Here is a 19,514-nt window from a genome sequence, read left to right as displayed (position 1 = left end):
CAACCCCAAGTTCCTTTGCCGGAAGCATTGACGAAACACCGGGCCACTCCTACGGTCATCCGCGTCGTACTTCGTACGTCATATATGAGACGCGATACGCGAGATCCGATACGCGAGATCCGAGAGGCGCGCATGACCTCTGTGCCCACCCCGATCCCCTCCCGCACGCAGTACGTGCTGGAGGAGATCAAACGCCGCATCCTCACCGGCCGGTTGACGCCGGGCCAGGCCCTGGTCGAGACCGACCTCGCCGCGCAGTTCGGGGTGTCCAAGACCCCGGTGCGCGAGGCGCTCAAGACCCTGGCCGGCACCGGTCTGGTCGTGATGAGCCAGTACAAGGGCGTCACGGTGCGCATGGTCGACGCGGACATGGCGCGCGAGGTCTACGACGTGCGCCTGCTCCTCGAACCCGAGGCGCTCAGGCGCGCCGTGCGGCGCGGCGCCTCCCTCGACGCCGCCCGGGACGCGCTGACCCGGGCCGACGAGGCCGACGACACCGCCGAACGGTCGCTCGCCAACCGCGAGTTCCACCGCGCCCTCTACCTGCCGTGCGGCAATCCGCTGCTCGGCCGGATGCTCGACGAGGTCCGCGACCAGGCCGCCCTGGTCTCCGCCGTCGCCTGGGCCGCCGAACCCTCCTGGGAGCGGGAGGCCAGCGAGCACCGCGAGATCCTGCGGCTCGCCCTCGGCGGGGACGCCGACGGCGCGGCGCGCGCCCTGTACGCGCACATCGTGTCGTTCGTGCGACGGGCGTTCCCCGAAGCGGGATTCGAGATCCCGGAAACCCCGGAGGCCCCGGAACTCCCGGCGGCCCAGGAAGAGGACGGTCAGGCATGACGACGACGTTCGAGACCCAGCGGGCGGCCCTGGCCGACGTGGTGGCGATCCCGGTGACCCCGTTCGCCGAGGACGGCTCCGTCGACCCCGGCACCTACCGGGCCCTGCTGCGTCGTCTCCTCGACGGCGGCATCACGACCCTCACCCCCAACGGCAACACCGGTGAGTTCTACGCCCTGACCCCCGAAGAGCGCCGCCTGGTCACCGAGTTGACCGTCGACGAGGCCGGCGACGGCCCGGCGGTCCTGGTCGGCGTCGGACACGACGTGCCGACCGCCGTCGCCTCCGCGCGGCACGCCCGCGACCTGGGCGCCCAGATGGTGATGGTGCACCAGCCCGTCCACCCCTACGTCTCGCAGAGCGGCTGGGTCGACTACCACCGCGCCATCGCCGAGGCCGTGCCCGAGCTGGGCGTGGTGCCGTACATCCGCAACGCGCAGCTCACCGGCGCCCGGCTCGCCGAACTCGCCGACGCCTGCCCCAACGTCATCGGGGTGAAGTACGCCGTGCCGGACGCGGCGAAGTTCGCCGCCTTCTCCCGGGACGCCGGCCTCGACCGGTTCGTGTGGGTGGCGGGGCTCGCGGAGCCCTACGCCCCGTCCTACTTCTCGGCGGGCGCCACCGGATTCACCTCCGGGCTGGTCAACGTCGCCCCGGCCGTCTCGCTGAACATGATCGAGGCGCTGCGCGCCGGCGACTACCCGGCCGCCATGAAGGTGTGGGAGCAGATCCGCCGCTTCGAGGAACTGCGCGCCGCCAACGGCTCCGCCAACAACGTCACCGTCGTCAAGGAGGCCCTCGCCTCCCTCGGGCTGTGCCGCCGCGAGGTCCGCCCGCCGAGCAGGCCCCTGCCGGAGAGCGAGCGCGCCGAGGTCGCCGCCATCGCCGCGGGGTGGTCCATATGAGCGCCCCCGCAGAGCGGCGCAAGCGGCCCGAGGAGCTGCGCAGCCACCAGTGGTACGGCAGCGGCGTCTCGTCGGGCCTGCGCTCCTTCAGCCACCGCGCCCGCACCCGCCAGCTCGGCTACCTGCCCGAGGAGCACCTCGGCAAGCCCGTCATCGCGATCCTCAACACCTGGTCCGACATCAACCCCTGCCACGTCCACCTGCGGGACCGCGCGCAGGCCGTGAAGCGCGGGGTGTGGCAGGCCGGCGGCTTCCCGCTGGAGTTCCCGGTCTCCACCCTCAGCGAGACCTTCCAGAAGCCGACCCCGATGCTCTACCGCAACCTCCTCGCCCTGGAGACCGAGGAGCTGCTGCGGTCCTACCCGGTCGACGGGGCCGTGCTGATGGGCGGCTGCGACAAGTCCACGCCCGCCCTGCTGATGGGCGCGGCCAGCGCCGACCTGCCCGCCGTCTTCGTGCCGGCCGGGCCGATGCTCCCCGGTCACTGGCGCGGGGAGACCCTCGGCTCCGGCACCGACATGTGGAAGTACTGGGACGACAGGCGGGCCGGCGTCATCGGCGACTGCGAGATGCAGGAGCTGGAGAGCGGCCTGGCCCGCTCGCCCGGCCACTGCATGACGATGGGCACGGCGTCCACGCTGACCGCAGCCGCCGAGGCCCTCGGCGTGACGGTCCCGGGCGCGTCCAGCATCCCGGCCGTCGACTCCGGGCACGACCGGATGGCCGCGAAGGCGGGCATGACGATCGTCGACCTGGTCCACAAGGACCGGAGGCTGAGCGACATCCTCACCGCGGAGGCGTTCGAGGACGCGGTGACGACCGTCCTCGGGCTCGGCGGCTCCACCAACGCCGTGATCCACCTGATCGCCATGGCCGGGCGCGCGGGGGTGAAGCTCACCCTCGACGACTTCGACCGCATCGCCCGCACCGTCCCGGTGCTGGCCAACGTGCGGCCCGGCGGACGGACGTACCTGATGGAGGACTTCCACTTCGCGGGCGGTCTGCCCGGGTTCCTCTCCCGGATCCCGGACCTGCTCCACCTGGAGAGGCCCACCGTCTGCCACGACACCCTGCGCGAGCAGATCGCCGGCGCGCGGGTGCACGACGACGACGTCATCCGGCCGCGCGACAACCCGGTCGCGGACGAGGGCGGGGTGGCCGTGCTGCGCGGCAACCTCTGCCCGGACGGCGCCGTCATCAAGCACATCGCCGCCGAACCGCACCTGCTGAAGCACACCGGTCCCGCCGTCGTCTTCGACGACTACAAGGAGATGCAGCGCACCATCAACGACCCGGCGCTGAACATCACCGCCGACCACGTGCTGGTGCTGCGCAACGCCGGCCCCAAGGGCGGCCCGGGCATGCCCGAGTACGGGATGCTGCCGCTGCCCGACCACCTGCTCAAGCAGGGCGTGCGGGACATGGTGCGGATCTCCGACGCCCGCATGAGCGGCACGAGCTACGGCGCGTGCGTGCTGCACGTGGCCCCCGAGTCGTACGTCGGCGGACCGCTGGCCCTGGTGCGCACCGGGGACTCCATCACCCTCGACGTGGAGAACCGGACCCTGCGGCTCAACGTGGACGACGAGGAGCTGGAGCGCCGCAGGGCGCGGTGGACGCCGCCGCCCGTGCGCTACGAACGCGGCTACGGCGCGCTCTACCAGGACCAGATCACCCAGGCCGACACCGGCTGCGACTTCGAGTTCCTCGCCCGGCCGGGCGAGGTGCAGGACCCGTACGCGGGCTGAGCCGCCGCACCGCACGGATCACCCACACCTGCGAAGAAAGCGCTTCACCCACTCACGCACGACACAGCACGACGTACCGAGAAACGGAGAACAGTCATGGCCCAAGCCGCAGCCGTGGCGAAACCGCCCGCGCCACCCCGGCGGCGCCGTGCCTCCGCCACGCCCCGCAGACTCCCGTACCTGCTGATCGCGCCGGCCGCCCTGCTGATGCTGGGGTTCATCGCCTACCCGGTCATCAGCGTCTTCTACTACAGCCTGCAGAACTACAACCCCACCAAGCCGTGGCGGAACGGCTACGCGGGCCTCGACAACTTCGTCCGCATCTTCACCGAGGACCCGCTGTTCTGGGACACGCTGGTCTTCAGCGCCAAGTGGGTCTTCGTCGAGGTCGGCCTCCAGCTGCTGTTCGGGCTCGCGCTGGCCCTCATCGTCAACCAGACCTTCGTCGGCCGGGGCCTCGGCCGCGCCCTGGTCTTCTCCCCGTGGGCCGTCTCCGGCGTGCTGACCTCCGCGATCTGGGTGCTGCTCTACAACTCCCAGACGGGCATCACCCGTTACCTCGCGGACCTGGGCATCGGCGACTACGGGACCAGCTGGCTGTCGGACACCTCCACCGTCTTCCCGGCGGCGGTCGTCGCCGACCTGTGGCGCGGCGTCCCCTTCTTCGCGATCCTCATCCTCGCCGACCTCCAGTCCGTCTCCAAGGACCTCTACGAGGCCGCCGAGGTCGACGGCGCCAGCCGCATCAAGCAGTTCTGGCACATCACGCTGCCGCACCTGAAGGACGCCATCATCCTGTCCACGCTGCTGCGCGCGGTGTGGGAGTTCAACAACGTCGACCTGCTCTACACGCTGACCGGCGGCGGACCCGCGGGCGAGACCACGACGCTGCCGCTGTACATCGCCAACACCTCGGTCGACGCCCACAACTTCGGCTACGCGTCGGCCCTGACCACGGTCGCGTTCGTGATCCTGCTCTTCTGCTCGATGGTCTACCTGCGGCTGAGCAAGTTCGGAGGCGAAAGCAAGTGATCACCGAAGAGGCCACGCAGGCCGCCCCCGCCCCCGCGCCCACCGCCCCCGAACCGCCCCGCCCGGCGAAGCGGCGCCGGGCCTGGGACGAGGCGCCCCGCTGGCAGATCTACCTCCCGCTGGGCATCTACCTGGTCTTCACCCTCATCCCGTTCTACTGGATCCTGCTCTTCGCGCTGCGCCCGGCCGGCTCGACCTCGCTCGTGCCCTGGCCGATGACCTTCGACCACTTCGAGAAGGTCTGGACGGACCGCAGCTTCGGCACCTTCTTCGCCAACAGCGTGCTGGTCGGCGTCGCCACCCTGGTCATGACGACGCTGGTCGCCCTGGCCGGCGGCTACGCCCTCGCCCGGTTCGACTTCAGGATCAAGCGGGGCTTCATGCTCGCCCTGCTGTGCTCCCAGTTCGTGCCCGGCGCGCTGCTGCTGGTCCCGCTGTTCGAGATCTTCGCCGAACTGCAGATGATCAACTCCCTCGGCAGCGTCATCATCGCCGAGACGGTCTTCCAGCTGCCGCTGTCGATGATCCTGATCAGCAACTTCATCAAGAACGTGCCGTACTCCCTGGAAGAGGCCGCCTGGGTCGACGGCTGCAACCGGATGAAGGCCTTCCTGGTCATCGTCCTGCCACTGCTGCGGCCCGGCCTGATCGCCGTCGGCTCCTTCGCCTTCGTCCACTCCTGGAACCACTTCCTGTTCGCCCTGATGTTCCTCAACAACCAGGAGAAGCAGACCATCCCGGTCGGCCTCAACACCCTGATGAGCGCGGACAGCGTCGACCTCGGCGCGCTCGCCGCGGGCGGCATCATCGCGGCCGTCCCCGTCGTGATCGTGTTCGCCTTCATCCAGAAGTGGCTGATCACCGGGTTCAGCGCGGGGGCGGTGAAGGGATGACGGCACCGTCGGCACCCCCGACGCCCTCCCGGACGGGAGCCGGCGATCCCCTGCCCGTCGTCCTCGCGGGCGCGCGCGGCCACGGCCGCTGGCACGTCGACAACATCCGCCGCCTCGAGAGCGAGGGCCTCGTACGCCTGGTCGGCGTCTGCGAGCTCACCCCGCTGACCGAGGACGAGTTCCAAGGCGAACTCCCCGAGCAGTCGGCCGACTTCGGTGCCCTGCTGGACTCCACCGGCGCCAGGGTCGCGGTGATCTGCACCCCGATCCCGACCCACACCGACCTGGCGCTCCAGGCGGCCGGACGGGGCGTCCACATCCTGCTCGAAAAGCCCCCGGCGCCGTCGTACGCCGAGTTCCGGCGCATGGCCGACGGGGTCGCCGCGGCCGGCGTCGCCTGCCAGATCGGCTTCCAGTCGCTGGGCTCGCACGCCGTGCCCGCGATCCGCGAGCTGGTCGCGGGCGGCGCCATCGGCCGGACGGTCGGGATCGGCGGGGCCGGGGCCTGGGTGCGCGGCGAGGACTACTTCCGGCGGGCGCCCTGGGCGGGCCGGCGGCGGCTGAACGGCGCCGACGTGGTCGACGGCGCGCTCACCAACCCGCTCGCCCACGCCGTCGCCACCGCCCTCGCGCTCGGCGACAGCACCCGCGCCGAGGACGTCACCGGCATCGAGACCGAGCTGCTGCGCGCCAACGACATCGAGTCCGACGACACCTCCTGCGTCCGCGTCACCACCGCGCGGGGCGGACCGGTCACCGTCGCCGCGACGCTGTGCGCCGAACGGGCCGCCGAACCGTACGTCCTGGTGCACGGCACCAGCGGCCGCGTCACCTTCTGGTACAAGCAGGACCGCGTGCTGCTCCAGCGCGCGGACCACGGCCCGGAAGAGCTCGAGTTCGGCCGCACCGACCTGCTGGAGAACCTCGTCGCCCACCTCACCGACGGCACCCCCCTGCTGGTCCCGCCGGACCGCACGGGCGCCTTCATGAAGGTCGTCGAGGCGATCCGGCGGGCCCCCGACCCGGCCCCGCTGCCCGCCGGCGCCTGGCACCGCGTCCCCGGCGAGAACCGCCGTGTCGTGCCCGGCGTCGACGGACTCGTCGCGGCCGCCGCCGACACCCTGTCCCTCTACTCCGAGCTGGGCGCTCCCTGGGCGCGGCCCGCCGGGCACCTGCCGAAAGAGGTGAGCACCCGATGAGCGGCAACGACTCCGTGGTCCTGAGCGTCGCGGGCCGGCCGGTCGGCCGGTACGTCATCCGGCCCGAACTGCCGGCCCGGCTCTCCCCGCGCCCCTACCTGCACCCCGTCACCACCCTGGCCGGCACGGCGGTCACCGAGCTGAGCCCCGCCGACCACGCACACCACCTCGGCGTCGGTGTCGCCGTTCCCGACGTCGAGGGGCACAACTTCTGGGGCGGGCGCACCTTCGTCCGCGACCGGGGCCCGACCGAGCTGGACAACCACGGCTCCCAGCGCCACACCTCCTTCCAGCTGCGCGACCCCGACGGCTTCGTCGAGGAGCTGCGCTGGGTCGCCGCCCCCGGCGAGCTGCTGCGCGAGCGCCGCACGGTCGCGGCCACCCGCCTCACCGACCGCGCCTGGGCGCTGGACCTCACCTTCTCCCTCACCAACGTCACCTCCGCCCCGCTCTCCCTCGGCAGCCCCGCCACCAACGGCCGCCCCGGCGCCGCCTACGGCGGCTTCTTCTGGCGGGCCCGCAAGGAGGAGGCGGCACCGGACGTCTTCACCGCCGACGCGCGGGGCGAGGGCGAGGTCCACGGCCGCCGCGCGGACTGGCTCGCCCTGGCCGGCTCCACCTGGACGCTGGTCTTCGCCGGGGCCACCGGAGCGACCCGCCGCGACCCCTGGTTCGTGCGCACCGCCGAGTACCCGGGCGTCGGTTCCTCCCTCGCCCACGACGCGCGGCTGCCGGTCCCGCCCGGCGGGACGACGGTCCGCCGGATCGTCACCGTCGTCGCCGACGGCCGCCTCGGCCGGGACGAGGCGGCGGCCCTGGTCCGCAAGGCGGTGAGCCCGTGACCGCCGAGCAGACGGCCCCCACCTACCGCAACCCGGTCCTGAACGCGGACTGGTCCGACCCGGACGTGATCCGCGTCGGCGACGACTTCTACCTGACGGCCTCCAGCTTCGGCCGCGTCCCCGGACTGCCCCTGCTGCACTCCCGCGACCTGGTCAACTGGACCCTCGTCGGCCACGCCCTCCAGCGCCTCGAACCCGAGGACGAGTTCGCGGCCCCCCGGCACGACTGCGGGGTCTGGGCCCCGTCCCTGCGCCACCACGACGACCGGTTCTGGATCTTCTGGGGCGACCCCGACCGGGGCATTTTCCAGGTCAACGCCCCCGGGATCCGGGGCCCTTGGACCCGCCCGCACCTGGTGAAGGCCGGCAAGGGCCTGATCGACCCGTGCCCCCTGTGGGACGAGGAGACCGGCGAGGCCTACCTCGTGCACGCCTGGGCGAAGTCCCGCTCCGGGATCAAGAACCGCCTCACCGGCCACCGGATGGACCCCCGCGGCACCGGACTCCTCGACGAGGGCAGGGTGATCGTCGACGCGGACCGCATCCCCGGCTGGTTCACCCTGGAGGGCCCGAAGCTCTACAGGCACGACGGCTGGTTCTGGATCCTGGCGCCCGCCGGGGGAGTGGAGACCGGCTGGCAGGGCGCCTTCCGCTCGCGCGCGTTCTTCGGGCCGTACGAGGAGAAGGTCGTCCTGGAGCAGAAGGACACCGACGTCAACGGGCCCCACCAGGGGGGCTGGGTGCGCACCCCGTCCGGTGAGGACTGGTTCCTGCACTTCCAGCAGCGCGGGGCGTACGGCAGGGTGGTCCACCTCCAGCCGATGAGCTGGAGCGGTGGGGGAGGCTGGCCGGTGATCGGGGACGACGGCGCCCCCGTCACCGAGCACCGCCGCCCGGACCTGCCGCCGCAGCCGCCCGCCGCGCCCGCCACCGACGACGACTTCCCCGGCGGACGCCACGGCCACCAGTGGCAGTGGGCCGCCAACCCTCCCCGGGACTCCGGGCCCCGCCCGGACGGGGAGGACCCCCACGACGCCTGGACCACCCGGCACTCCGCCGACGGACTGCGGCTGACCTGCGTCCGCTCCGCCGACGCGCACGACCTGCGCAGACTGCCCAACGTGCTCACCCAGCGGCTGCCCGGCACCCCGTGCACCGTCGAGGTGGAGCTGCGGCTCGACGACGGGGAGCCCGGCGCGCGGGCCGGCCTCGCGGTCCTCGGGGACGCGTACCGCTGGATCGGGCTGCAGCGGGGCGCGGACGGCACGGTGCACCTGGTGCACCGGTTCGCCGAGGCGGTCGCGGAGAGGGAGCGGGACGCCGACCACCCCCGGCCCGCTCCCGGGGACCGGGCCCGGCTGCGCGTCGAGATCGCAGCCGGGGCGCGCTGCCGCTTCTCGTACGACACCGGGGACGGCTTCCGTCCCTCCGGCCAGGTCTTCGCCGCCACCCCCTGGCGCTGGGTCGGTGCCCTGCTCGGCCTGGTGGCCCTCGCGCCCGCCGGCCAGGGACACGCCGGCACGGCCACGTTCACCCGGTTCAGGATCAGCGCACCGTAACCCCCTTTCCTCCTCGGCCTGTTGGGAGCCGCAATGACGCAACTCCGTGGCAAGCGCTTGCCGGTACCGGCGCCCGGACCGGGTCCGGGACGCGGCAGGGTCCTCGCCGCCGTGCTCGGTCTCGTGACCGCGCTGGGGCTCGGGGCGGTCGGGAACGCCGAGGCCGCCCCCGCCGCCGAGGCGTCCGGCCGGTGGAGCGACACCCCGCACGGCTTCGCCTCGCTGGCCGGCGGCACCACCGGCGGGGCGGGCGGCAGGGTCGTCACCGTCACCGACCAGGCGTCGCTGGAGCGGTACGCGGCGGCCGAGGAGCCCTACGTCATCCGTGTCGAGGGCACCGTCACCGCCCGGCCGTTCGGCGCGAGCATCACCGTCGCGTCGAACAAGACGATCATCGGTGTCGGCACCGGCGGCGAGCTGGTGCAGGGCGAGCTCCACCTGGGGCCCGGCACGCACAACGTGATCATCCGCAACCTGACGATCCGCGACTCCGCGGTCCCGGGCGACTGGGACTGCAAGGACACCGACTTCGACGGCGTCCAGATGGACGCGGTCCACCACGTCTGGATCGACCACAACCGCTTCGCCGACATCTGCGACGGGCAGCTCGACATCCGCAAGGACAGCGAGTACGTGACCGTCTCCTACAACCGGTTCACCGACAACAACAAGACGTTCGGGATCGGCTGGACGGACAACGTCCGCACGCAGATCACCATCGACCACAACTGGTTCGCGAACACCAAGCAGCGCAACCCGTCCGTGGACAACGCGGCCCACGCCCACCTGTACAACAACTACCTGACCGCCCAGGCCGACCCCGGTGACCCCGTGTGGACGTACGGGAACTGGGCGCGCGGGAAGACCCGGATGGTCATCGAGAACAGCTACTACCGGGACGTCCAGCACCCCTACCAGGCCGACGCCGGCGCCGAACTGGTGCAGCGCGGTTCGATCCTGAAGAACACCACGGGCCGCCACGACGCGTGGGGCGACGCCTTCGACCCGCGGGACTTCTACGACTACCGCCTCGACCCGGCGTCCGCCGTACCGGCACTGGTGGAGCGGTTCTCCGGCCCGCAGCCGCGGATCGGGACCTGACCGCACGTCCGGGGACGCCCGCGAACGGACCCCTCACACCTTCCGCATTCCGTTGGATCCAGAAGAAGAGAGCCGACCGATGAAGATCAGCAATCGCAGAAGCAGCACCGGCGGGCGCCGTACGCCGGCCGCCGTCGCCCTGGGGCCGTGCTCGCCCTGACCGCCACCGCCTGCGGCGACGACGGCAGCGGAGCGGGCGGCGACAAGGGCGCCGAGGGCGACGGCAAGGGCAAGATCGTCTTCTGGGACAACAACGGCGGTGTCCGCACCGACATCTGGAAGCAGGTCATCGCCGACTTCGAGAAGGCCAACCCGGACATCGACGTCGAGTACGTCGGGATCGCCTCCACCGAGTACCAGTCCAAGGTCGACACCGCCATCCAGGGCGGCGGCCTGCCGGACGTCGGCGGCGTCGGCGCGGCGATGCTGGCGGGCTTCGCCGCCCAGCAGGCGCTCGACCCGCTGGACGAGCGCCTGGAGAAGTCGCCCCTGAACGGCAAGCTCAACAAGGACATGGTCGAGTCGCTGCGCGCCGCCGGCGGCGGTGACGACAGGCTCTACTCGATCCCGACCTCCGCGAACAACGGCGTGCTGTACTACCGCACCGACCTGTTCGAGAAGGCGGGGCTCGAGGAGCCGACGACCTGGGACCGCTTCTACGAGGCCGCCGAGAAGCTCACGGACAAGGGCGAGAACGAGTTCGGCTACACCATCCGCGGCGGCGCCGGCTCCATCGCCCAGGCCCTGGACGCGATGTACGGACAGTCCGGCATCACCTCGTTCTGGGACTCCACCGGCAAGAAGACCACGGTCAACGACCCGAAGAACGTCGAGGCCCTGGAGAAGTACGCGGGCCTGTTCAAGAAGGTCACCCCCGCCGCCGACCTGAACAACGACTTCACCAAGATGGTCGCGCAGTGGGACTCCGGCACGATCGGCATGCTCAACCACAACCTCGGGTCCTACCAGGACCACGTGAAAGCGCTCGGCACCGGGAAGTTCCGCGGCATCCCGCAGCCCACCGGCCCCGGCGGCAAGCGCGTCCAGGTCTCCAACCCGGTCGACGGACTCGGCCTGTTCAAGAGCTCCGAGAACAAGGAGGCCGCCTGGAAGTTCATCGAGTACGCCACCTCGCACGAGGCGAACTCGAAGTTCAACGAGGCGGCCGGGCAGGTGCCGGCCCACACGGACGCCGCGAAGGACGCGTGGATCTCGAAGGCGGAGCCGACCAAGCTGGCCGCGGAAGCGCTGAGCGACGGGTCCACGAGCATCGTCCAGCTGCCGTACTACCTGCCGGACTGGAACACGATCTCCAAGGCCGACAACGAGCCGAACTTCCAGAAGGTGCTCAACGGGGACATGAGCGCGAAGGACTTCCTGGACACGCTGGCGAAGCAGCTGAACGAGGCGCAGGCGGAGTGGGACGAGCAGATGGGGTGAGTCTGCGGATCCACCGGGGACGGCCCGCTCGCTCCGGGCGGCGGGCCGTCCCTCCCCTCCGGGAGCCGTCCACTTCCCCGCCGAAAGGAACCGCCCCGTGTCCCCGAGCCGCAGACAGGTGTCCCTCGCCGCTCTCGCCGCCGTTCCCCTCGCCCTCGCCGCGACCGGCACCGCGCACGCCGCCGCCCCCGGCCGCCGCTCCCGCACCCTGCACATCGCCGGCGACTCCACCGCCGCCCGGAAGTACGCCGACGCCGCTCCCGAGACCGGGTGGGGCACGGCGCTGCCCTTCTTCCTCCACCGGCACCTGGACGTCGCCAACCACGCCGTGAACGGGCGCAGTTCCAAGAGCTTCGTGGACGAGGGACGGCTCGAGGCGGTCCTCTCCGTCATCCGGCCCGGGGACCTCCTGCTGGTCCAGTTCGCGCACAACGACGAGAAGGCCACCGACCCGAGCCGCTACACCGAGCCCTGGTCGACGTACCGGCAGTACCTGCGGCTGTACGTCGACGGGGCGCGGGCCCGTGGGGCGCGGCCCGTGCTGGCCACCGCCGTGGAGCGGCGGCGGTTCGACGCGGACGGTGCCGCCGTGCCGACCCACGGCGAGTACCCGGAGGCGATGCGGGCGCTGGCGCGTCAGGAGGGGGTGGCACTGCTCGACGTCCAGGCCCTGTCGCTGGCGCTGTGGCAGGAGCTCGGGGTCGAGGAGACCAAGAAGTACTTCAACTGGACGCCCGCCGAGCAGGACAACACCCACTTCAATCCGCCGGGCGCGATCGCCGTGGCACGGCTGGTCGCCCGGGAGCTGCTGCGCACCCGGGTGCTCGCGCCGCGCGACGTGCGCCGGCTGGACGAGGACGTTCCCGAGTCGTGGATCACCTGGCCGCAGGCCACCGCGTAACACCCCCGAGACCCATCGAGGAGAACCGCACCGTGAACAGACCGAAATGGCATGCTCATGCCACGGCGAGAGCCGCCTCGCTGGCCGGCTGCACCGCCCTCGTGCTCGCCCTGACCGGCACCGGCGCGCAGGCGCACTCCCCGCACCACCGCGACCCCGCCCGGCAGACGCTGGCCCCGAACGACGGCTGGGCCTCCCACGGCACCGGCACCACCGGCGGCGCCGCCGCGGACGCCGAGCACGTGTACACCGTGACGGACTGGGCCGGCTTCAAGGCCGCCCTGGCGGACGGCGGCAGCGCGCCGAAGATCATCAAGGTGAAGGGGACCGTCGACGCGGTCTCCGAGGGCTGCGAGGCGTTCGCCGCGCCCGGGTACGACTTCGGCGCCTACCTGGAGAAGTACGCACCGCAGACCTGGGGCCTGGAGCAGGACCTGAGCGCCGAGCCCGACGACAGCCCGGAGGGGCTGCGCAGGGCCTCCGCCGCCAACCAGGACACGGCCATCAAGGCGAACGTCCCCGCCAACACCACGATCATCGGCGTCGGCCGGAACGCCGGCATCAAGGGCGCCAGCCTGCAGATCCGGGGCGTGGACAACGTCATCATCCGCAACCTCACCCTCGAGAGCCCCGTCGACTGCTTCCCGCAGTGGGACCCGACCGACGGCAGCAAGGGGAACTGGAACTCCGAGTACGACACCGCCGTCGTCCACGGCTCCACCCACGTCTGGCTGGACCACAACACCTTCACCGACGGCGAGCACCCCGACAGCGAGGCCCCGACCCACTTCGGCATGCTCTACCAGCAGCACGACGGCGAGCTGGACATCGTCCGGGGCGCCGACTACGTCACCGCCTCCTGGAACGTCTTCACCGAGCACGACAAGACCATCCTGATCGGCAACAGCGACGGCGAGTCCACCGCCGTCGGGGACCGGGGAAAGCTCAAGGCGACCTTCCACCACAACCTGTTCTCGCACCTGGTCGAGCGCGCGCCGCGCGTCCGCTTCGGCCAGGTCGACGTGTACAACAACCACTTCGTGGCGGACGCCGGCTACTCCTACAGCTTCGGCATCGGCAAGGAGTCCCAGCTCGTCGCCGAGCACAACGCGTTCACCCTCCCCGAGGGCATCAGCCCGGCGAAGATCCTCAAGAGGTGGAACGACTCGCCGCTCACCGCCGCGGACAACCGGGTCAACGGCGAGCGCGTGGACCTGATCGCCGTGCACAACGCGGAGATCCCGGCGGAGACCCTCCGCTCCGGTGCCGGCTGGACCCCCACCCTGCGCACCGCCGTCCACCCGGCGCGGGCGGTCCCGGCGCTGGTCGAGCACCACGCGGGCGCGGGCCGCGTCCGCTGACACCCCGAGAACCGGCCGGGCCGGGGCACATCCCGCCCCCACTGCGGTGTGCGCCCCGCCCGGCCCCGCACCGAAGGACACCCCCATGCCCTCGCCCCACGGTCCCCTGCCCCTGTCCAGAAGGGGTCTCCTGCTCGCCGGCGCCACGGCCGGCACCGCGCTCGCCCTGCCCCGCGCCCCCGCGCACGCCGCCGGCCGGCCGCACCGCCCGTTCGGCCGGTACGGCTCACCGGCCGCGCGCCTGACCGCGCGGACGCTGTACGTCCATCCGGGCGGCGCCGGCGACTTCACCACCGTCCAGGCCGCCGTGACCGCCGCGGCCGGGCCCGGGCACACCCTGGTCATCGCGCCGGGCACCTACCGCGAGACGGTCTCGGTCGACGCCGACCGCACCGGCATGACCTGGCTCGGCGCCTCCGAGGACCCCCGCGACGTGGTCGTCGTCTTCGACAACGCGGCCGGCACCCCCAGGCCGGACGGCTCCGGCACCCACGGCACCTCCGGCTCGGCCACCACCACCCTGCGCCCCGACGGCTTCACCGCCCGCTGGATCACCTTCGCCAACGACTGGCTGCGCGCCGACCACCCCGGAACCAGCGGCACCCAGGCCGTCGCCCTCAAGGTGCAGGGCGACCGCAGCGCCTTCCTCCACTGCCGGTTCCTCGGCCACCAGGACACCCTGTACGCCGACTCCCCCTCCCTCGGCACCTTCGCCCGCCAGTACTTCTCGCACTGCTACGTCGAGGGCGACGTCGACTTCGTCTTCGGCCGGGCGACCGCCCTGTTCGCGCACTGCCACTTCCGCACCCTGACCCGCCCCGACCTGGCGGGGGCGCCGTACGGCTTCGTCTTCGCGCCCTCCACGGCCGGCGCCAACCCGCGCGGCTACCTGGTCACCAGGAGCCGGATCAGCAGCGAGGCCCCCGACGGCCACTACAAGCTGGCCCGCCCCTGGGTGCCGAGCTCCGACCGGACCGCCCGCCCGATGCTCACCGTCCGCGAGACCCACCTCGGCGCCGGCATCGACGCGGCCGAGCCGTACACGAACATGGCGAGCGGCCACCCCTGGCAGGACCAGCGCTTCGCCGAGTACCGCAACACCGGGCCGGGCGCCGTGATCACCGTCCCCGAGAACCGGCCCCAGCTCACCCGGGCGGAGGCCGCGTCCCACACCCGGGAGGTCCACTTCGGCGACTGGCGGCCCTGGAGGTGACCTCCGTCCCCGGCCCGCCCGGCCTCCACCAGGCGCTCAGGGAGGACCTGCGCTTCCCGCTCGCCTGGGGCACCTCGCCCGTCCGGGACTTCGAACAGTGGCGCCGCACGGCCCGGGCCAAGGTCGAGGAACTGCTCATCGTGCCGGAGCAGGACGGCACGCCCTACGCGCCCGAGTACACCGGCGGACCCGAGGGGGACGGCTACACCAGGGAGCTGGTGACCGTCTCGCTCACCCGCCACACCCGGGTCCGCGCCGCCCTGCTCACCCCGCGGGGCACCGGGCCCTTCCCGGCCGTGCTGCTCCTGCACGACCACGGCTCCCGGTTCGACATCGGCAAGGAGAAGGGCGTCCGGCCCTGGTACGACGACATCCGGCTCGCCTCCGCCGAGGAGTGGGCCGGCCGGTGCTTCGACGGACGCTTCGTCGGGGACGAACTCGCCCGGCGCGGTTACGTGGTGCTGTGTCCGGACGCGCTCGGCTGGGGCGAACGCGGCCCCCTCGGCTACGAGCAGCAGCAGGCGCTGGCGAGCAACCTCTACCACCTCGGCTCCTCGCTCGCCGGACTCCACGCCCGCGAGGACCAGCGGGCCGCGGCCTTCCTGGCCGGCCTGGACCGGGTGGACGCGCGCCGGGTCGCCGCCGTCGGCTTCTCCATGGGCGGCTACCGCGCCTGGCAGGTCGCCGCGCTCAGCGACCGCATCGCGGCGGCGGCGAGCGTGTGCTGGATGACGGGGTTCAAGGACATGACGGCGCCCGGGGGCAACACGCTGCGCGGGCAGTCGGCGTTCCACATGCTCCACCCCGGGCTCGCCCGCCACCTCGACCTCCCCGATGTGGCGAGCATCGCCGCGCCCCGGCCGATGCTGTTCTTCCACGGCGGGCTCGACGCCCTGTTCCCCGCCGCCGGGGTGCGGGCCGCGTACGACAGGCTGCGCGCCGTCTGGCGCTCCCGCCGTGCCGAGGAGCGGCTGCGGCTGAAGACGTGGCCGGAGCACGGCCACGTCTTCGGCGCCGCGATGCAGGACGAGGTCTGCGCCTGGCTCGACGCCGTCCTCTGAGGCGGCCGGGGCTCAGCGCCGCACCGGCCGGACCGACTCCAGGGTCGGCACCACCGGCTCGACGGTGCCGTCGGCGGCGAACCCGAGGCGGTCGATCGTGGTCTCCCGGTGCGTGCCGTCCCCGCCGGGCCTCCCGGGGCCGTCGAGCGCGAACCGGTGGTAGACGATGTACCAGTCGTCGGTGCCGGGGGCGTTGACCACGGAGTGGTGACCGGTGCCGAGGATGCCGTACCCGGGCCGCTTGGACAGGATCGTGCCCCGCTTCGTCCACGGGCCGAGCGGGGACGGGCCGGTCGCGTACGCCACGTGGTAGTTCTCGCTGCGGGTGTCGTCCTCGGACCACATGAAGTAGTAGGTGCCCTCGCGCTTCACCACGAAGGAGCCCTCGCGGAAGCCGTCCGGGGTGATGTCCGCCACCCGCGAGGCGTCGAAGGACACCATGTCGTCGCCGAGCGGGACGACGTAACCGTGTCCGTTGCCCCAGTACAGGTAGGACCGCCCGTCGTCGTCCGTGAACACGGCCGGGTCGATCGTCTGGCCGCTGAACCGTCCCTTCGCGATCAGCGGTTCGCCCAGCGCGTCCTCGAAGGGGCCGGCCGGGGAGTCGGCCACCGCGACGCCGATCTGCTGCTCGGCGCAGAAGTAGAGGTAGTACTTCCCGTCGCGTTCCGCGATCGCGGGCGCCCAGGCGTTCCTGTCGGCCCAGGACACGTCCGGCCCGAGGTCGAGGACCACGCCGTGGTCCTTCCAGTGGACCAGGTCCTCCGACGAGAACGCCTCGAACCGCGTGCCGCTCCAGCCGGGGAAGCCGTCCGTCGTCGGGTAGATCCAGTACCGGCCGTCCATGTACCGCACGTCGGGGTCCGCGTACAGGCCGGGCAGCACGGGGCTGCGGGTGGGCACCGCCTCCACGGTCCAGGTGCGCCTCGTGCCGTCGGCGGCCGTCACCGTGTACGTCTGCGGCCGGCGGAAGTCACGGCGGGTACCGGACCTCGGGCTGACCGTCGCGCCCGCGCCCGCCCACAGCCTCGGCGCGAGGTGCCGCAGGTTCGCGCCGGGCTCCATCGGCAGGACGACCTTGCCCGTCTCCTCGCCGACGACCGCGTACCCCTTCTGGCCGGGGGCGGTGGCGTCCACGACCGACGTGGGGCTCCGCGGGTAGGCGGCCAGCAGCCGGTCGTACTCCGCCTGCGTCACCGGAATGACGGTGCCGTGCCGCGGGCTCGCGGGCAGCCGGTAGTCCGCCGACGGGGTCCACTCGCCCGAGTCGAGGTCGGTGGTCTCGAAGGGGAGGTAGCCCCGGCCGCCGTACTCGTCGACGAACAGGTACCACTTCTCCTCGGTGTTGGACTTGAACACCGTCGGCCCCTCGCCCCGCTCCATCGCCCCGCTGCCGATGCAGTCGGAGACGAAGTCGTACGAGGTGTCGGTCAGCGACGTGGACTTCTCGCCGGTGACGAACTTCGAGCAGGGCGAGCCGGAGGACGGGTCGCGCTCGTCCTTGGTGTAGCGGTAGTACGTGCCCCCGTGCTCGACGACGGTCGAGTCGATGACCGAGTGGCCCGGGTCGTTCCAGACCTTCGGTTCGCTGAAGGTGCGGAAGTCCTTCGTGGTCGCGTACAGCATCCTGTTGTACGTCGAACCGGTGTGGTCCGGGTCGTCGTCGGCGTACAGCTTGGACGCCCAGAAGACGACGTACGCGCCGAGCTCGTCGTCCCAGTGGGCCTCCGGCGCCCAGGTGTTGCCGGCGTTGTCGGGGGAGACCCGCACCAGGCGCTGGTCGGTCCAGTGGACCAGGTCGGTGGACTCCCACACCATGATCGACTTGCTGCCGTGCCGCTGGACCTCGTCCCAGCTGCCGCTGCTGCCGCGGTACATCCGCAGATCGGTGGCGATCAGGTAGAACCGGTCGCCCCCGGGGGAGCGGATGACGAACGGGTCGCGCAGCCCCTTCTCGCCGGTCGTCGAGGTCAGCACCGGCTTTCCGGCGTTCAGCTCGCGCCAGTGCAGGGCGTCGTTGCCGCGGCTGAGGGCGTAGCGGATCTGTTCGCCGTCGGCGGTGCCCTCGCCGGTGAAGTAGGCGAAGAGGTAACCGGCGTACGTGGGCTTCTTCACGGGGGGCGCTCCGGAACGTGCGGTGCCCGGCGGGGCGGCGAGCAGGGCGAGGAGGAGGGCGAGGAGGGGGACCAGAAGCGTGCGACGGGCGGTGTGGCGGCGCATGACACTTCCTGTCGGAGTCTGAGGGCTTCTGTTGGGTGCTGTGTTCCCGGAGTGTCACCAGGGGGACGGCGGGGCGTCAACAGATGCGGACGGGAGGGAGGACGCCGAAAGTTTTCGGGTGTTTTCGCCGTCCGCGGGCCCGTACGACGAGGGACGCCCCCGCCGGGCGTGGGCCGGCGAGGGCGTCCTGATGGCCGTCCGGATGGGGGTCCGGAGGGCCGGTTCCCGGCCGCCCGAGGGGGGCTCGGGCGTCACCGGGACCGGGCCGCCGGACGTCGAGGCGGCGGCCCGGGGCCGGTCACGGGCTCGGCGGGATCACTTGTAGGTGATGTCCGAGGCCGAGAACTTGCAGTACTTCCCGTCGGGGCCGGAGCCGAGGTCCTTCGGCTCCTTGCCCGAGTCGTTGCCCTGGAAGCGGGTGCAGGTCTTGATCTTCTTCTTGCTGTCGCCGTGGACGCGGATCTTCGACAGCGTGGCGGTGTCGCCGTAGTTGGTGTTGATGCCGACGATCGACTTGCCGGGCGCGACCACGTCGATGTCGCTCAGCACGACCGTGCGCTTGTACTGCGTCTTGCAGTTGCCGCAGGAGCGCACCAGCTTGCCGAAGTCCTCGACCCGGAAGCCGCTCACGGTCAGCGTGCCGGCGCCGTTGAACTGCAGCACCTTGTCGTCGGCCTTCCTCGCGCCGCCGCCGATCACCTGGTACCGGGCCGACGAGGACTTGCCCTTGAAGCTGGCGGCGTCCTCGCCGACGTCCAGCCACCACACGTTCTGCAGCGTGCAACTGCCCTTGCAGTGCACGCCGTCGGCGGCCGGGGTGCCGATGACGACGTTCTTCAGCGTGGCGCCGTCGGCCAGCTCGAAGATCGGGTCCTGGCCCTCGTCCTGGCCGTCGCCGCCCAGGGCGCCGGTGCCGTAGAACTTCTTCATGCCGCCGTCGTAGACGCCGGAGACCGGCACCGTCTTCGACACCGGCTTGTCACCGGTGTCCGCGGGCCAGGCCGAGGCGGCGCCCGCGCTGGACAGCATCGTCGAGGTGACGATCGCCGCACCCGTGATGCCGAGCGCGGAGAATCCGGCGATCAACGCCCGCTTCCTGGCGGTGCGGCGCCGGTGGGTGACGCGCTGTTCGGCTCGTGCAGTCATGCCCATTTCCTTGCGTGGGGGAGGATCCTTGCGCCTCTTGGTCGCCACCGGTGCGG

Annotated in this window: 15 protein-coding genes and 1 pseudogene; 14 read left to right on the top strand and 2 right to left on the bottom strand. The window is 72.0% G+C overall.

All coding sequences use genetic code 11. The features are described 5' to 3' along the window. The first annotated feature begins 132 nt into the window (after window positions 1-132). From GL259_RS10540 to GL259_RS10475, 14 genes and pseudogenes are all read left to right on the top strand, one after another. Window positions 133-837 (top strand): GntR family transcriptional regulator, encoded by a 705-nt coding sequence (locus tag GL259_RS10540; RefSeq protein ID WP_159531435.1) that lies wholly within the window; start codon window positions 133-135, stop codon window positions 835-837. Then, entirely contained in the window at window positions 834-1,742 is a 909-nt protein-coding gene (locus tag GL259_RS10535; protein ID WP_159531433.1) for a dihydrodipicolinate synthase family protein, read from the top strand. The genes GL259_RS10540 and GL259_RS10535 overlap by 4 nt, the downstream gene beginning before the upstream one ends. Further along, window positions 1,739-3,490 carry an L-arabinonate dehydratase gene (gene araD / locus GL259_RS10530; protein ID WP_159531431.1) on the top strand — a complete coding sequence of 584 codons (1,752 nt, stop codon included), beginning with the start codon at window positions 1,739-1,741 and terminating at the stop codon, window positions 3,488-3,490. Before GL259_RS10535 ends, araD begins: the two co-directional genes overlap by 4 nt. Before the next feature lie 96 nt (window positions 3,491-3,586). Further along, window positions 3,587-4,522 (top strand): sugar ABC transporter permease, encoded by a 936-nt coding sequence (locus GL259_RS10525; protein WP_159531429.1) that lies wholly within the window; start codon window positions 3,587-3,589, stop codon window positions 4,520-4,522. Next, window positions 4,519-5,415: a carbohydrate ABC transporter permease gene (locus GL259_RS10520; RefSeq protein ID WP_159531427.1), complete on the top strand. Its 897-nt coding sequence runs from the start codon at window positions 4,519-4,521 to the stop codon at window positions 5,413-5,415. Before GL259_RS10525 ends, GL259_RS10520 begins: the two co-directional genes overlap by 4 nt. Then, window positions 5,412-6,614 carry a Gfo/Idh/MocA family oxidoreductase gene (locus GL259_RS10515; protein WP_159531425.1) on the top strand — a complete coding sequence of 401 codons (1,203 nt, stop codon included), beginning with the start codon at window positions 5,412-5,414 and terminating at the stop codon, window positions 6,612-6,614. The genes GL259_RS10520 and GL259_RS10515 overlap by 4 nt, the downstream gene beginning before the upstream one ends. Then, window positions 6,611-7,456 carry a PmoA family protein gene (locus GL259_RS10510; RefSeq protein ID WP_159531423.1) on the top strand — a complete coding sequence of 282 codons (846 nt, stop codon included), beginning with the start codon at window positions 6,611-6,613 and terminating at the stop codon, window positions 7,454-7,456. The genes GL259_RS10515 and GL259_RS10510 overlap by 4 nt, the downstream gene beginning before the upstream one ends. Continuing rightward, entirely contained in the window at window positions 7,453-9,015 is a 1,563-nt protein-coding gene (locus GL259_RS10505; protein WP_159531421.1) for a glycoside hydrolase 43 family protein, read from the top strand. Before GL259_RS10510 ends, GL259_RS10505 begins: the two co-directional genes overlap by 4 nt. A gap of 33 nt (window positions 9,016-9,048) precedes the next feature. After that, a complete protein-coding gene (locus GL259_RS10500) occupies window positions 9,049-10,116 on the top strand; it encodes a right-handed parallel beta-helix repeat-containing protein (RefSeq protein ID WP_159531419.1) in 1,068 nt (355 codons plus the stop codon). 79 nt (window positions 10,117-10,195) lie between these two features. Next, window positions 10,196-11,556: pseudogene (locus GL259_RS10495) on the top strand (sugar ABC transporter substrate-binding protein). A 97-nt stretch (window positions 11,557-11,653) separates the two neighbouring features. Beyond that, the gene (locus GL259_RS10490; protein ID WP_159531417.1) at window positions 11,654-12,457 is read left to right on the top strand and encodes a rhamnogalacturonan acetylesterase; all 804 of its coding nucleotides are present in this window, start codon (window positions 11,654-11,656) and stop codon (window positions 12,455-12,457) included. A gap of 32 nt (window positions 12,458-12,489) precedes the next feature. After that, complete coding sequence (locus GL259_RS10485) at window positions 12,490-13,818, top strand: pectate lyase (protein WP_159531415.1); 1,329 nt, start codon at window positions 12,490-12,492, stop codon at window positions 13,816-13,818. Between the two features lie 85 nt (window positions 13,819-13,903). Continuing rightward, the gene (locus tag GL259_RS38650) at window positions 13,904-15,031 is read left to right on the top strand and encodes a pectinesterase family protein (RefSeq protein WP_159531413.1); all 1,128 of its coding nucleotides are present in this window, start codon (window positions 13,904-13,906) and stop codon (window positions 15,029-15,031) included. After that, window positions 15,013-16,092: an alpha/beta fold hydrolase gene (locus GL259_RS10475; RefSeq protein WP_243762555.1), complete on the top strand. Its 1,080-nt coding sequence runs from the start codon at window positions 15,013-15,015 to the stop codon at window positions 16,090-16,092. The genes GL259_RS38650 and GL259_RS10475 overlap by 19 nt, the downstream gene beginning before the upstream one ends. Window positions 16,093-16,104: 12 nt before the next feature. Here GL259_RS10475 and GL259_RS10470 read toward each other — a convergent pair whose 3' ends face one another. Both GL259_RS10470 and GL259_RS10465 read right to left on the bottom strand, forming a co-directional pair. Then, window positions 16,105-18,312: a family 43 glycosylhydrolase gene (locus tag GL259_RS10470; RefSeq protein ID WP_159531409.1), complete on the bottom strand. Its 2,208-nt coding sequence runs from the start codon at window positions 18,310-18,312 to the stop codon at window positions 16,105-16,107. A 315-nt stretch (window positions 18,313-18,627) separates the two neighbouring features. Continuing rightward, window positions 18,628-19,458: a pectate lyase gene (locus tag GL259_RS10465; RefSeq protein WP_159531407.1), complete on the bottom strand. Its 831-nt coding sequence runs from the start codon at window positions 19,456-19,458 to the stop codon at window positions 18,628-18,630. Between the last annotated feature and the right edge of the window lie 56 nt (window positions 19,459-19,514).

The sequence above is a fragment of the Streptomyces sp. Tu 3180 genome (genome assembly GCF_009852415.1).
Classification (GTDB): Bacteria; Actinomycetota; Actinomycetes; order Streptomycetales; family Streptomycetaceae; genus Streptomyces.
The sequence above is the reverse complement of the archived record's forward strand: the minus strand, read 5'-3'. Positions and strand labels throughout refer to the sequence as shown.

Coding starts and splice junctions, on each gene's coding strand:
- GL259_RS10500 (WP_159531419.1), top strand. CDS start 9,049: ATGACGCAACTCCGTGGCAAGCGCTTGCCGGTACCGGCGCCCGGACCG.
- GL259_RS10540 (WP_159531435.1), top strand. CDS start 133: ATGACCTCTGTGCCCACCCCGATCCCCTCCCGCACGCAGTACGTGCTG.
- GL259_RS10465 (WP_159531407.1), bottom strand. CDS start 19,458: ATGACTGCACGAGCCGAACAGCGCGTCACCCACCGGCGCCGCACCGCC.
- GL259_RS10515 (WP_159531425.1), top strand. CDS start 5,412: ATGACGGCACCGTCGGCACCCCCGACGCCCTCCCGGACGGGAGCCGGC.
- GL259_RS10470 (WP_159531409.1), bottom strand. CDS start 18,312: ATGCGCCGCCACACCGCCCGTCGCACGCTTCTGGTCCCCCTCCTCGCC.
- GL259_RS10525 (WP_159531429.1), top strand. CDS start 3,587: ATGGCCCAAGCCGCAGCCGTGGCGAAACCGCCCGCGCCACCCCGGCGG.
- araD (WP_159531431.1), top strand. CDS start 1,739: ATGAGCGCCCCCGCAGAGCGGCGCAAGCGGCCCGAGGAGCTGCGCAGC.
- GL259_RS10510 (WP_159531423.1), top strand. CDS start 6,611: ATGAGCGGCAACGACTCCGTGGTCCTGAGCGTCGCGGGCCGGCCGGTC.
- GL259_RS38650 (WP_159531413.1), top strand. CDS start 13,904: ATGCCCTCGCCCCACGGTCCCCTGCCCCTGTCCAGAAGGGGTCTCCTG.
- GL259_RS10535 (WP_159531433.1), top strand. CDS start 834: ATGACGACGACGTTCGAGACCCAGCGGGCGGCCCTGGCCGACGTGGTG.